The sequence below is a fragment of the Oceanospirillum beijerinckii DSM 7166 genome, from assembly GCF_000422425.1.
Classification (GTDB): Bacteria; Pseudomonadota; Gammaproteobacteria; order Pseudomonadales; family Halomonadaceae; genus Oceanospirillum; species Oceanospirillum beijerinckii.
The window spans coordinates 1-14,105 of the sequence record NZ_AULT01000070.1 but is presented as its reverse complement, the minus strand read 5'-3'; the positions used below and the strand labels follow the sequence as shown (position 1 = coordinate 14,105).

Here is a 14,105-nt window from a genome sequence, read left to right as displayed (position 1 = left end):
ATCTATGCCTTACGTAAACAAACGGTTGAGCCGGTCTTCGGTATTATCAAATCGGTCTTGGGCTTCCGTCAGTTCTCGCTACGAGGACTGAAGGGAGTGACAGGAGAATGGAGCTTGGTGTGTATGGCCTGGAATCTAAAACGAATAGCCAAGTTGCGCCTAAAATAAGGTATTGAACAGGGATATTCTCAAAAAATAGGAATATCCCTGCATAAATCGCAATTTTTTCTGATTTTTAAGCCTATTGACAGCTTAAGTCCGACAGGCTGCTAGCTGTAGGAATCCTCGTCCTTTAGGGCGGGGAGGATGTCAATGATGTCACACACAGCACTTTATGCCCACTTAGAGTGACCACGTATAGAAGCAGGTCTTCCTGAACGGCCGTCGTATTGTTGTTTTTAGCAAAAATCCGCGTAAACCCTCGCCCAATGCCGAGCGGGGAGCAGTCACTAATTGATCTTACCTTCATCCGTCACGGTGGCAAAGATGGTCAAAAAAGAGCTGGGCCAAGCTATGATGCTCTTCAAGATAGCCGATTTATTTTCTTTTCAATTCCAAGCTATTGAGTAGTCCATAAAGGGTTCGGCTCTTCGTTGAGCAAGCTTTGACGCTCTCGAATATTCTGGGTCAGGAAATGTTCGTCCAGCACTTCATCGCCGTAGTAACGGTGTACGATTTTCATATAGGTACCGTTCTGTAGAATGATATCGATGCCCTGACTAAAACGCTCAATCAGGTTACGTTCACTTCTATGGAATACTAAGCCAATGGGCACCTGATGAATCGGTTTTTTGGCGGCTTCAAACTGATAACTGGTATCGGGGTAGAGGGATTTAATCAGTGTCCAACCGGCGGTTTCACCACTCACGGCCAGATCAATACGATCCGCATTCAACATCTTGAAGTTTTGTTCCAATGTGCTGATCCAACGGATATTTAATCCCGCTTTATTGACCACCGGTGTCGTTGAGCTGCCGCGTACATTACCGATCTGAAGCGTTTTCAGATCATTCAATCGCTCATAATCTAAGCCTTTGGGAAATCGTACTTTTTTGTAAAATAGCTTAAAGCCTATATTAAACAGGTTGACCACTTTGACCGACTGATCCTTCCGGTCCTTGATAAACCAGTTAATCGAACCCAGATTAGCCGGGTGGTGCTCGGCAATGACTGAATCCACGGCTCTGGCCATGGGGATATAGTCAAACTTAACACGGATATTAACGGCTTCAAATGCAGCCTGTGTTAAGTCACTGGCGACGCCGTAGCCTTTGCCAGGAATTCTAGTGGATTGAAATAGAGGTGGATATTCGATGGTTGAGAGTCGAACTTCTGAGCCAGCGGATGTTGCTTCCGCTTGTGTCAATCCAGGCCAGGAAGCCAGTATCATCAGGGATAGCACCCAGGGGTATCGTTGATTTAGCATGGCGGTGTCGTTAAATCTGTCCGTCAGAAGATAGCGGTAGTTGTTATTTTTATGTTATCAGGTAGAGCAAAATACCATACCTTGTATAAGGTTAACCAATCCTCATTAGACTCACTACTGTATATCAGCTGGGTTTAATTAAACTGGAACTGTAAGGGAAATGACACTGGCTATTCTTAATCTAACTCTTTTGGCACTGGACAAGGGTGTTATAGTGCTGACAAGCCATTTCTTTACAGATGGATAAATACAATAAGGCCACCGGGTAGAACCCAGGCTGCTTACATATCATAGGAGCTTACGTATGATGACATCTCTGGTACTGACCGTTATTGGTCCCGATAAACCAGGCTTGGTGGAATTGTTATCGCAAACCATTGCAAACCATCAAGGTAACTGGCTGGAATCCGGTATGTCTCGACTGGCAGGCAAATTTGCCGGTATCTTAATTACCGAAGTTCCGGCCGAACAAGCAGATGCTCTGGAAACGGCACTGTCTGCTCTGGCAGGTCAGGGATTAAAGGTTATTGCCGAGCGTAGTGATGAGCCGACGACAGAAGAAAATATCCAACGCTTTACACTGGAGCTGGTGGGCCATGATAAGCCCGGCATTGTCCGCGATATTTCCCTGGCGCTGTCACAACGCAAGGTGAATGTTGAACGTTTGAACACAGAGCTGGTATCCGGCTCCATGTCTGCTGAAGAGCTGTTTAAAGCCCATGCCAACCTGTCCGCCGCTGCCGATACCGACCTGGATGAACTACAGGATGCACTGGAAGCGATTGCCAGCGATCTGATGGTAGATATTACGCTGAACAGCTAACCCTGTTGCAGGGATAAGCGGCGTTTTAGCAAAAATCCGCGTCAACCCTCGCCCAATGCGGGCGGGGAGCAGTCACATCTTATTTGCACACAAGATCTGAGAAAACCCCATTAGGAGTACTCCTGCTGCGTTTTTTCGGAAGAACAACAAAGCGCCTATCAGCATCAATCCAATGGATACTCTGCCATAACACTTGTCATTGCCAGCATACCAAATAACCCTATCCTGAAAGAATACCTTAAAAAGCGCTATGAGCTGTGCCTGATACGGACAACAGTGGCATTATTAACCGATCTTGATAAAGGTCATAAGGCAACGGATAGGTCATTGTCTTCCCACTATAAAGATGTATATTGATCACTTTAAAGTAGGGATGTTTCTTGAATCCAACAGCGAGTTAAGTGGTGATGGCGACACAGAAATTAAAGAAAGCACGTTTTCCCTATATTTTCCTGTTGATCAGTTTACTGCTGATGATAGGGGTCTATATTTTGTTGACCAAAACCATGGAGCAGTCTTTATATACAGCAGTGATCAAGGCCACTCAGGCCGGTAATACAACCATTACCAAGGTGTTTATCAACGAGGTTTATCCCCAGCTGCATCAGGATCTGGCGTTGACTGATTATGAACCAGATACCAAGCAGGCTTTAACTCAAGTCGAGCTGGACCGGGTGGACCGCCGGGTGCGTCAGTTTATGTTTGGCACTGATGTATTAAAGGCCAAAATCTATAATATTTCCGGTATTACCCTTTACTCCAGCGATCTGTCTCAGGTAGGCGAAAGCAAGCAGGGTAACAAGGGCTTTTCCAGTGCCGTACAGGGCATTCCAGCCAGCCAGGTCACCTATCGGGGGCAGTTTTCATCCCTGGATGGTGAAGTGTTCGATCGCGACCTGGTCGCCAGTTATATTCCTATCCGGGATCATCAGGGGGGTATCATTGGTGTTGCAGAGCTTTACACCGATCGTTCTTCAGAGATGAAAGAGACCAAATCCCTGGTGGTTGAGCTTAAAAGTCAATTATTACCCTCGCTGGCGATTATTTTATTACTGGTTGCAGTCATTATCTGGCGCTTTACTTCCTATATCACTCAGTTACGCTTAGAGATGATTGAGCGGGAATAAAATGGATGTTTCGGGACGGCATGCCAGGGTGGCTGCGTCAGAAACGTGACTAGATATTTCAACAAGCTACATCATTGATGCCCATATTATTGGTTATGATGAAAAATAGCTTGGGGTAAAGGAGGTTACCTTGTTTCGAGGTTTGTCTGCCAAGACGATTTTTTTACTGTTTATGATAGCGGCATTTACCGGCGCAAGCCTGATGCTGATCACCTATTGGCACACTCGCAATATTGAGCAATCATCTCTACTGCGCTCGGCGGAATCCTACGCCAATGCGATCAATACGTTCCGCCAGTTTTACTCCACTGAGATTATCAGCAAGCTGCACAGCACAGATATCGAACTGACTCATGAATATCGGGGCCGGGAAAATGCGCTGCCTATTCCAGCGACCATGAGTATCGATATGGCGAAAAAGATCAATAGCTCCGATCAAAATCTTCATATGGCCATTGTCAGCGGCTACCCCTTTCCCTGGCGAACCAGTCGCGAGATGACGTCTTTTGAGCAAAGAGCCATGGCGCGTCTTTCCGGCAGTGCAGAGCCTGATTATTCAGAAGTAATTGAACGCAATGGCCATGAAACTATTGCTTATGCTTCGCCGATGAGAATGTCTGCAGAGTGCGTTGCCTGCCATAACAGTCACCCGGATACACCCAAGGACGATTGGAAGGTTGGTGATGTGCGTGGACTCCAGGTGATCTACATTCCCTTTGGTGCTCTGGGTTTTGAAAACCAGCTGGGGCTGGCCTATCTTATGGCTTTTATTGTTCTGGCCTTTATCGGTGCCTTTTCGGTGATTGTCTGGCTGACTAATAATAATCAGATCGCTTTTGCTGAGATCAAAAAGAAAACCAAAAGCCTGGAGCAGGCGATGAGTGATCTGGAGCAAGCCAAGCGATCTGCGGAACTGGAACGGGTTTCGGCAGAACAGGCCCGAGTAGTTGCTGAGGAAGCGAACCAGGCGAAAGGTGATTTTCTGGCCAATATGAGCCACGAGATTCGTACACCTATGAATGCCATTATCGGTCTGAGTCACTTGGCGCTGGACCAGAAAATGGATTACTCCCGGCAGCAGGACTATTTCCATAAAATTCACGGCTCCGCCAGTAATCTGCTCAATATTATCAACGATATTCTGGATTTTTCTAAGATCGAAGCCGGTATGCTGGATATCGAAGATACCGACTTTGAGCTGGATAAACTGCTGCAGAATGTTTACGACATCAACCATATTCGCGCCTACGAAAAGGGGATTATCTTCCGCGTGCATCGGGCGTTTTCAATTCCCAACTATCTGCGCGGTGATATTGTCCGTCTGAATCAGGTATTGACCAACCTGGTCAGCAATGCGATCAAGTTTACCGATGAAGGTAAGGTGTTACTGGATCTGCAACCGATGGATATTTCAGACCATGAGATTCACTTGTCGATTAAGGTCACCGATACCGGTATCGGCATCGCGCAGGAAGATGCGGAGCGACTGTTTGACTCCTTTACCCAGGCGGATAGCAGCACCTCTCGTAAATATGGCGGTACGGGGCTTGGTTTAGCCATTACCCGTCAGCTGGTGGAATTGATGGGGGGGACTATTACGCTCAACAGTGAAGTTGGAAAAGGTACTCAGGTGGTGGCCGAAATCCCATTTGGCATAGGTACTGTACCAGAAACTGCATTTAGGGATCTCAGCGCCCATAGTCTGCTGGTGATCGGGAAAAACTACGAGCTTGAGGCTCTGCTACAGAGTCTGGCTGTGCCCTTTTGCACCACAGCCTGTGATCTTGAGCGGCTGAAGGAGGTCGATGCGTTACTGCAACACCAGCAACCGGATTGCCTGATTATTATCGATGAAGCCGATAGTCAGCTTGAATTAGTGGACTATATTGCCCAGTTGAGGCTACAGGTGCCGGGAGCTGCGTTATTGCCGCTGGTGGCAATGACCTCTCCACGCAATGCCAGCATTCTCAACCGGGATGATTACTACGATCTGCATACCATTACAGACCTGATCACCCCCTCTATTCTGGTCGATACTCTGCATAGCGCGTTAGGGCACCAGAAATCCAGATCCACCTTGAAACCCGAAAATGAAGCGGGTATTCGCAGTGAAATTGAGCGCATTGTCGGTGCTCGCGTTCTACTGGCAGAGGACAACCCGATCAACACAGAAGTGGCTTACGGTATTCTGGAAAAAATGGGCATACGGGCCACCTGTGTGACCAATGGTCAGGAGGTACTGGATATTCTGGATCGCGAGAGTTTTGATATCCTGCTACTGGATATGCAGATGCCGGTGATGGATGGCTATACCGCTATTAAGCATATTCGTGCTCAGTCACGCTTTGATCAGCTGCCGGTATTAGCATTAACCGCCAATGCGATGAGCGATGATGAAGAGCGCAGCCTGGCCCTGGGAATGAACGGCCATATCTCCAAACCGATTGACCCGGAAGAGCTCATGGCTGCCCTGGTCAACTGGATCAAACCCGATAAAAATCGTTTGGGCGCTTTGACAGCACCCATCGCTTCCAGTCTTGAGATCTCTAACGATCTGACCGATCTTCCAGGCCTTAAGGTGCGTGCTGCTTTAGGGCGACTCTCCGGTGATGAAGGTTTATATCAGCAGTTGCTGGTGATTTTTGAAGAAAGCTACGGTGGGTTGGTAGAGGATTATCGCAAACTGTTTGAGGGGGATAACCTGCAGGCCATTAAAGCTTACTCCCATAGTTTACGCGGTGTCTGCGCTAACCTGGGTGCAGAGGATCTGGCTGCGGTGGTAAATACCATAGAGCACCTGAATACGCTGGAAGCCAGGCAAAATCAAGTGTTACAGGAACGATTGGCGCAGTCTGCTCAGACGCTCTATGACAGTATACGCCAATGTCAGCAACAGCTTGCTCAGCATGACAAACCGGTCGTTGAATTTAATGCTCAGGCCTTTATGCGCCAGCTGGCGGAGCTTAGTGTATTACTGGATCAGTGTGACACCAATGCACTGACCACGGCTGAGTTACTGCACAAACAAGCCACTGGGACGCCTTTTGAAGCGCTGATGTCGAGAGTCAAGCGCTCTGTGCTGGAGTTCGATTTTGAGATTGCTGAAGAGGCACTGCAGAAATTGATGCAGCAGTTGGAGTCATAAATCGTCCGCTTATTGTGCCCTAAAAACATCGCCTATGACGCTGGTAATAGTTGAAGCACGCCAACATAAATACCTCTCTCCCCTCCGGTCAGTAGCCGGAGGGGAACAAGGAGGATAGAGAATAAGGGTATAAATGACCAAAAGCGACCCACCACCGTATTACGGGGCGCGAACAGGCAAGCTTAAACCATAAAGAAACGGTCTTTGGCTGCATATCGTATAGCTGATATTAGAGTATTCAGAGGGAGCTTAAGCGCGGATCTTATCTTGTTCACCCTAGCACAAAACTGTCTGCTCCTCACCTGTATTAAAAAGAAAATATCGGCTAACTTATTGTTGAATATACGCTTTTATTTTATCTAACGATTGATCAATAGCCTGTTTTTTGTTCTGGCACTGGCCTCATACTTAGGTTCTGTCCCTCTTATTTTCTGCGGTTTATCACAGCCTTAAAACTTTCACATAAGCACAGCTTATCTAAACCGAAAAGAATTGACTGTTTGACCCATATTTTGCCGGGCTTTTAAGATGGTTAAAGTCAAGAGCTTGCTTTTGATGCCATAAAATTGGCTAATCGAAACAGGCCGTTTCCTCTCAACTTGGCATGTGGATCGAGAGATCTGATTGGGAGAAATACGGCTCTGATTATCGATCTTTGAACAGTACGGCTCCGTTGATCTGTTCTGTGGACCGGTCCAATTTTTATGCGCTGGCGCAACTTAAGTGAATTCGATGAACCGGCTGACCTATCAGGGGATGAACATAGATCAGCCGGTTTGGCAGTAATGGTTTTTAGATTATTTATTTCGTTTTAAATAGGGCTTTCAGATGCAACAGACTTCTCTTTATATTCATGGCCGTTATCAAGATGCGACCTCCGGCGAGACATTTGAAACCCTGAATCCAGCCACCGGAGAGGTACTGGCCAAAGTGCAACAGGCTGCGTTGGCAGATGTAGATGCTGCGGTAGAGTCCGCAAAACAGGGGTTTAAAGTCTGGTCAGCCATGAGCGGTATGGAACGTGGTCGTATTCTGAATAAAGCCGTAGCACTGCTGCGTGAGCGCAATGATGAACTGGCGATGCTTGAAGTGCTGGACACAGGCAAACCGCTGCAGGAAGCGAACTGTGTCGATATTGTCACCGGTGCCGATGTGATCGAATACTACGCAGGGCTGGCGGCCAGTTTGCACGGCGAGCAACAGGATCTGGGCGGTACTAATTTCTTCTATAGCCGCCGTGAGCCATTAGGCGTGTGTGCCGGTATCGGAGCCTGGAACTACCCGATTCAGATTGCGATGTGGAAGTCGGGTCCTGCTCTAGCCGCGGGTAATGCCTTAATCTTTAAGCCCTCTGAAGAAACCCCTCTCACCGCACTGAAATTGGCCGAGATCTTTACCGAAGCCGGTCTGCCGGATGGTGTGTTTAACGTGGTACAGGGTGACTATCGTGTTGGTCAAGCCCTATCCCGTCACCCTGAAATTGCCAAAGTCTCCTTTACCGGTGAATGTGGTACCGGCAAAAAAGTGATGGCCGATGCGGCCGGTAGCCTGAAAGAGGTCACCATGGAGCTGGGCGGTAAGTCACCGATGATCGTATTTGATGATGTGGATCTGACCAATGCGGTATCCGGTGCCATGCTGGCGAATTTCTATACCCAGGGTGAAGTTTGTACCAATGGCACCCGCGTCTTTGTTCATGAAAATATTTATGACGCCTTTGTTGAGCAAGTCAAAGCACGTACCGAGAAGATGATTATCGGTGATCCAAGCGATATCAACACCCAGGTGGGGGCGCTGATCTCAACGCAGCATATGGAAAAAGTGCTGGGCTTTATCGACGCGGCGAAAGCAGCCGGTGCCCGTCTGGTGTGTGGTGGTGAACGCGCTACAGAGAATGGTCTGGACAGAGGTAACTTCGTTAAGCCAACCGTCTTTGCCGATTGCACAGATGATATGCCTAACGTGAAGGAAGAGATCTTTGGCCCTGTGATGTCGATCCTGAAGTTCAGTGATGAAGAGGAAGTGATCCGCCGCGCTAACGATACCGAGTATGGTCTGGCTGCGGGTGTCTTTACCAAAGACTTCTCCCGTGCGCACCGTGTGATTGCTCAGATGCAGGCTGGTATCTGCTGGATCAACACCTGGGGTGCATCGCCTGCCGAGATGCCGGTAGGAGGTTACAAGCAATCAGGCCTGGGCCGAGAGAACGGTATCGAAACCCTGAATCACTACACCCAAACCAAGAGTGTCTTTGTTGAGCTGGGTGAGGTGGACTGCCCATACGCCTAATGTACTGTTTGTCATCACAGGTTAGCTGCCAGTGATGAACCACTCATTATCAGTAATAAGTAACACATTTAAAACGGGCCTTCGTGGTTTACAAAGAAGGCCTGTGACAAACCCTGTTAAGCCCCTGCACAAACCTTCCCTGAGCTTTTAATCATTGCGATCAGGCCGTAGGGGATAAATACGCTCTTTTTTGTAAGTGAGTAATCACTATGACTACTAATAAAAAATACGATTACATCATTGTCGGTGCCGGTTCAGCCGGTTGTGTATTAGCCGATCGCCTGACGGAAGATGGTAAAAATCAGGTACTCTTACTGGAAGCCGGAGGCAGTGATAAGAGCATCTTTATTCAGATGCCGACTGCGCTGTCATACCCGATGAATACGGAAAAATACGCCTGGCAGTTTGAAACCGAAGCGGAAGCGGATGTGGATAACCGGGTACTGCACTGCCCTCGTGGCAAGGTGTTAGGCGGCGGCTCTTCCATCAACGGTATGGTCTATGTGCGTGGTCACGCCTGTGACTTTGATGAGTGGGAAGAACAGGGCGCTAAGGGTTGGAGCTATCAGGATTGTCTGCCCTACTTTAAACGCGCGGAAAGCTGGCATCAGGGTGCGGATCAATATCGCGGCAGCGAGGGGCCACTGGCCACCTGTAACGGCAATGATATGAAGCTGAATCCGCTGTATCAGGCTTTTATCGATGCCGGTAAAGATGCCGGTTACCCCACGACAAAGGATTACAACGGTTATCAGCAAGAGGGTTTTGGCCCTATGCATATGACCGTCAAAGAGGGTGTACGCGCCTCCACCTCTAACGTTTATCTGCGCCGTGCGATGAAGCGTTCTAACCTGACACTGCTTACCGGTGTTTTAACCCGCAAGGTAATCACCACAGGTAAAAAAGCCACCGGTATCGAGTATGAGAAAAATGGTCAGATCACTCAGGTAGACGCTACAAAAGAAGTGATTCTCTCTGCCGGTTCTATTGGCTCACCTCAGCTGCTGCAATTGTCTGGCATCGGTCCTGCCAAGGTACTGAAAGAAGCCGGTGTTAAGCTGGTACATGACCTGCCTGGTGTCGGTGAAAACCTGCAGGATCATCTGGAAGTTTACTTCCAATTCCACTGTAAACAGCCTATCTCGTTGAACAGCAAGCTGGGCCTGATCAGCAAGGGCCTGATAGGTACTCGTTGGATTCTGTTTAAAGATGGCCTGGGTGCCACCAATCACTTTGAGTCCTGCGCTTTTATCCGCTCCCGCGCGGGTCTGAAATGGCCCAATATCCAATACCACTTCCTGCCAGCCGCCATGCGTTACGACGGTCAGGCTGCATTTGATGGCCATGGTTTCCAGGTTCATGTCGGTCCTAACAAGCCGGAATCCCGTGGTCGGGTGTGGATCAAGTCCGCTGATCCGCACGCTAAACCAGGCATCGTTTTTAACTACATCAGCACCGAACAGGACAAACAGGACTGGCGTGATTGTATCCGCCTGACCCGTGAGATTCTGAATCAACCGGCGATGGATGCGTATCGTGGCGATGAGATTCAACCGGGTATGCAGGTACAGAGCGATGAAGAGATCGACGCCTGGGTACGTCAGAATGTCGAAAGTGCCTATCACCCCTCCTGCTCCTGCAAGATGGGCGCAGATGATGATCCGATGGCAGTACTGGATAGTGAGTGTCGTGTACGGGGCATCGAAGCTCTGCGTGTCGTGGACTCCTCCATCTTTCCAACCATCACCAACGGCAACCTGAATGCACCCAGCATCATGGTGGCAGAAAAGGCTGCAGACATGATTATGGGTAAGTCTGCTTTGCCTTCATTGGATGCCCCGGTATGGATCGATGAGCAGTGGCAGCAGCGCCAGCGTCAGGGCACTCCGACACGTCCCATGATAACCGAGGAAGCATCCTCAGCGGCATAAACCGTTGTCAGGGAAAACGATTTCCGTAACCCCATGTTTTCAAACAAGAGGCTTTCACTGACGAAGCTGGCAGAGAACGTCCTCAACGCAAACAACGTAATTAAAAGGATTCATTTATGACTCTATCAGGCAGCCATTATTTTGTGCTGGCGCAACCGCCACCTGTACGCTCCTCCCCCCTACAGCTTGAGAGAGGCTTGAGAAAAGGGGAAAAGGATTGATTAAGGATAACATCCTGCCTAGCAGGACACCTGTGTTATAGCAAGAGCCCCAGTTAGACCCCATGAGGTTAAACGGCATACACATCAGGTTCCCTGAATGTATGTAGGGCCGATACAACAATAACAAACGGAGTTTTCCGGTTATGACTATGATTCTTTCCGTGGCGATTATTGCCACCCTACTGACCTCAGCCTTTATTGTGCTGAAAGGTCGCAATATTATCTGTAAAGGTGAAATGCCCAGCAGTCTGTTTACCTTTATTGCGATTCTGTTTACCTCCGGCCTGGATGTGGGACTGATTATGTTCCCACTGAGTGAATTTCCCACCTATAGCACTGAAGCGGCTTATCAGTTTACCAACCCTCTGGCCATTGAGTTTGGCTTCTGGGGTGGTCTGGTGTGGGGCTTTTACTTCCTGACCACCTTCTACTTCTGTGTCATTGAACCCAAGGTAAAGCTGTTCGAAATTCCGGCAGTTAAGGTGGTAAACAATATCGTAGTAGTGGCAACCTGTGCCTTTACCGGTTTCCTGTTTCTGTCCTACCTGCCAACCTACGTGGAAGGGATCTCTGATCCGGCTCGCTTTGGTCTGGTAGCCGCTGTAGTGATGCTGGCAATTATGTCCAGTACCGATATTCGCTATATTGCCGTATTGAGTGTGGCTTCGACTTGGTTATTCCTGCTGTTGATTGCCGGTGTTATGTTCGGTGCCGAAGGCCTGGGTCTGCCAGAGCTGGCCAGCACCATGAGCAATATCGGAGGCTACTTCACCAATCTGGATCGCTTTGTACTGCCGATCTCCGATTACCATGAGTTCTACCTGTTCTGGTGGTTCTCCTGGAGCATCATGATTGGTCAGTTTGTGGCGCGTTTTGTCGGTGGTCTGAAAACCTGGCAGCTGTGTCTGGCACTGCTGACGATTCCTTCTATTCCGTTGGCGCTGTGGTTCTCTGTCCTCTACTACTATCACAGCAATGCCCTGGAAGTGGCTGAGATGATGAAGCTGGCGATGGTGACTGTGGGTACTATCTTTGTGATCAACTCACTGGATTCCCTGGTCCGCCTGTACACCAGCAATATGAATATCACCGTCGAGCGTTTTGGTAAGGCGAAATACATCATGGGCAACTTTGTTGTTATGTATGGCTTGGTTCTACTCTACCAGTTCACGCCGTTTGCTATCGAGTGGGTTGGCTTGTTGGTGATTGGCCTGTATGCGGTGATCTATATGCTGCTACTGAAGCGTCAGGGTGAGCTGCGCCTGCAACCGATCTAAGCTCTCTCAAAGAGGACGTTGATCTTGCCGATTGTCATCGGTCAAATGAAACAGGCTGCCGAAAGGCGGCCTGTTTTGGTTTAGAGCTGTCATTTGGTTTAGCGCTTTGCGTAAACAGTGTTTAACCGATCAGTGATTTAATACGGTAGGCAATTTGCCTATTATAGAATGTACTCAAGGTTGTTCCATTATAAGGAATAGCCATTACTCATGGCTCTTTTATGGCATGCTTGTTGTATTGAGCCTCTGAACACTGAACGTGCTCCTAAGGAATTGGAGGTGAATGTTTAATGCTGGTTCTACGGCAGCTCTATCAACAACTGCTTTACCATGTACAGGTGTTATCGCCTCAGGTGTTTTTCACCTTTATGTTCTTTCATTACAGCATATGCTGGATTGGTCTTTCCCTGGCTGGCGAAAGCACACTGACAGAGTTGATTAACTTTATCTATTTCTGTTCGGTCGTGGGCAGTACGGTGGGTTTTGGTGATTTGTCGCCCACCACTCCTGCTGGCAAACTGTTTCTAACCTTTTACATGATCCCGGCTACGATTATTCTGTATGCCGCCGGACTGACTAAGATTGCATGGATATTCCAGAAAATGAGAGAAGCAAGTATTCAAGGTGAGCGGGATTTTTCCGACTACACCGGTCATGTCATTCTGTTTGGCTGGCACCCTGTCGTGAGCCAGAAGACGGTCGAGTGTGTACTGAAAGATAAACGTCGCCAAAATGGTCATATCATTATCTGCAGTACTGATAAAAACTTAACTCACCCTATGCTGGATAACCCGGATGTACGTTTTGCCCGGGTGCGCAGCTATACCGATGATGAAGAGTTAAAACGTATCGCCTTGTCTAAGGCCAATCGGGTGATGATTCATGCCAGTAATGATCAGGATACGATCACCATTGCCCTGAAGGTTTCCCCCCAAGTTAAAGACACCTGCCATGTGGTGGCCTTTTTCCATGACGAAAGTGCTTCTCAGCTATTGGATAAACACTGTCGTAATGTGGAATGCTTTTCTGACCGTACCGCAGAACAGTTGGCGCGTTCCATGCAAGATCCTGGCGCTTCGCGCGGCATTAGTCAGCTTCTGGACCCAGGTAAAGGTGCAACCCATTACTGTCTGGTGGTGCCGGATTCAGCCCCTCCCATGAAGGTATTGAACCTGAAACTGGCACTGATGCTGGACTATAATGCCACCCTGTACGGTATTTCAGAACGTCGTACCGGAGATGATCTGAGATTGAACCCGGAGAAGGACTCACCGATTCAAGCCGGGTCTTATATCCACTATATCTCTCAGGAGCGTCTACTGGCTGAAGAGATCGACTGGGAAAAAGCAGCCCGTTGGCAGTTGTAACCGGACGATTAATAGACGAACCCTTGATAGACAACCCCTTGATCGGTAACAGGGATAAGTCTGGATAAAGAAAACCTCAGCAACGGGTTTGTTGAGGTATAGCTTGACTGCTGCGCCTGTGGCTGCAGGTTTTTTGCTATCAAGCACCGGACTGAAATAAAGAGGCTCTAGCAGCCTGTCGGACTTAAGCTGTCAATAGGCTTAAAAATCAGAAAAAATTGCGATTTATGCAGGGATATTCCTATTTTTTGAGAATATCCCTGTTCAATACCTTATTTTAGGCGCAACTTGGCTATTCGTTTTAGATTCCAGGCCATACACACCAAGCTCCATTCTCCTGTCACTCCCTTCAGTCCTCGTAGCGAGAACTGACGGAAGCCCAAGACCGATTTGATAATACCGAAGACCGGCTCAACCGTTTGTTTACGTAAGGCATAGATCGCTCGTCCTGCCTTGGTCCTTAACTTATGTGCCATCTTCTCTGCTGGAAATGCCCTTG

The 14,105-nt window shown here is 48.4% G+C and carries 10 protein-coding genes; 8 read left to right on the top strand and 2 right to left on the bottom strand.

The genetic code is table 11. The features are described from left to right. Window positions 1-168 (top strand): transposase (locus H579_RS28720; protein WP_028301775.1); only part of this gene is annotated, 168 nt, incomplete at its 5' end. Between the two features lie 391 nt (window positions 169-559). Here H579_RS28720 and H579_RS0117570 read toward each other — a convergent pair. Next, window positions 560-1,426, bottom strand: a complete 867-nt coding sequence (locus tag H579_RS0117570; RefSeq protein ID WP_028301774.1) for a substrate-binding periplasmic protein — start codon at window positions 1,424-1,426, stop codon at window positions 560-562. A 304-nt stretch (window positions 1,427-1,730) separates the two neighbouring features. On the opposite strand from H579_RS0117570, the gene H579_RS0117565 reads away from it, so the two are divergent. The 7 genes from H579_RS0117565 (at window position 1,731) to H579_RS26260 (ending at window position 13,606) form a co-directional block, all read left to right on the top strand. Beyond that, window positions 1,731-2,249 carry a glycine cleavage system transcriptional repressor gene (locus H579_RS0117565; protein WP_028301773.1) on the top strand — a complete coding sequence of 173 codons (519 nt, stop codon included), beginning with the start codon at window positions 1,731-1,733 and terminating at the stop codon, window positions 2,247-2,249. A 407-nt stretch (window positions 2,250-2,656) separates the two neighbouring features. Further along, window positions 2,657-3,376: a hypothetical protein gene (locus tag H579_RS0117560; protein ID WP_036566602.1), complete on the top strand. Its 720-nt coding sequence runs from the start codon at window positions 2,657-2,659 to the stop codon at window positions 3,374-3,376. Between the two features lie 130 nt (window positions 3,377-3,506). Beyond that, a complete protein-coding gene (locus H579_RS0117555; RefSeq protein ID WP_028301771.1) occupies window positions 3,507-6,521 on the top strand; it encodes an ATP-binding protein in 3,015 nt (1,004 codons plus the stop codon). 828 nt (window positions 6,522-7,349) lie between these two features. Further along, window positions 7,350-8,810, top strand: coding sequence for a betaine-aldehyde dehydrogenase (gene betB / locus H579_RS0117550; RefSeq protein ID WP_028301770.1), 1,461 nt, complete (start codon window positions 7,350-7,352; stop codon window positions 8,808-8,810). Between the two features lie 209 nt (window positions 8,811-9,019). Continuing rightward, entirely contained in the window at window positions 9,020-10,741 is a 1,722-nt protein-coding gene (gene betA, locus H579_RS0117545; RefSeq protein ID WP_036566600.1) for a choline dehydrogenase, read from the top strand. A 364-nt stretch (window positions 10,742-11,105) separates the two neighbouring features. Beyond that, the gene (locus H579_RS0117540; RefSeq protein WP_028301768.1) at window positions 11,106-12,239 is read left to right on the top strand and encodes a BCCT family transporter; all 1,134 of its coding nucleotides are present in this window, start codon (window positions 11,106-11,108) and stop codon (window positions 12,237-12,239) included. 290 nt (window positions 12,240-12,529) lie between these two features. Further along, on the top strand, window positions 12,530-13,606 hold the full coding sequence (locus H579_RS26260; RefSeq protein ID WP_051227812.1) for a potassium channel family protein: 1,077 nt from the start codon (window positions 12,530-12,532) through the stop codon (window positions 13,604-13,606). Window positions 13,607-13,878: 272 nt separating this feature from the next. Here the strand turns inward: H579_RS26260 and H579_RS0117530 are convergent. Then, a partial coding sequence (locus H579_RS0117530; protein WP_028301767.1) for a transposase occupies window positions 13,879-14,105 on the bottom strand: 227 nt, incomplete at its 5' end.

Excerpts from the sequence above, each read along its gene's own strand:
- betA (WP_036566600.1), top strand. The coding sequence starts at position 9,020 with ATGACTACTAATAAAAAATACGATTACATCATTGTCGGTGCCGGTTCA.
- H579_RS0117540 (WP_028301768.1), top strand. The coding sequence starts at position 11,106 with ATGACTATGATTCTTTCCGTGGCGATTATTGCCACCCTACTGACCTCA.
- H579_RS26260 (WP_051227812.1), top strand. The coding sequence starts at position 12,530 with ATGCTGGTTCTACGGCAGCTCTATCAACAACTGCTTTACCATGTACAG.
- H579_RS0117570 (WP_028301774.1), bottom strand. The coding sequence starts at position 1,426 with ATGCTAAATCAACGATACCCCTGGGTGCTATCCCTGATGATACTGGCT.
- H579_RS0117560 (WP_036566602.1), top strand. The coding sequence starts at position 2,657 with ATGGCGACACAGAAATTAAAGAAAGCACGTTTTCCCTATATTTTCCTG.
- H579_RS0117565 (WP_028301773.1), top strand. The coding sequence starts at position 1,731 with ATGATGACATCTCTGGTACTGACCGTTATTGGTCCCGATAAACCAGGC.
- betB (WP_028301770.1), top strand. The coding sequence starts at position 7,350 with ATGCAACAGACTTCTCTTTATATTCATGGCCGTTATCAAGATGCGACC.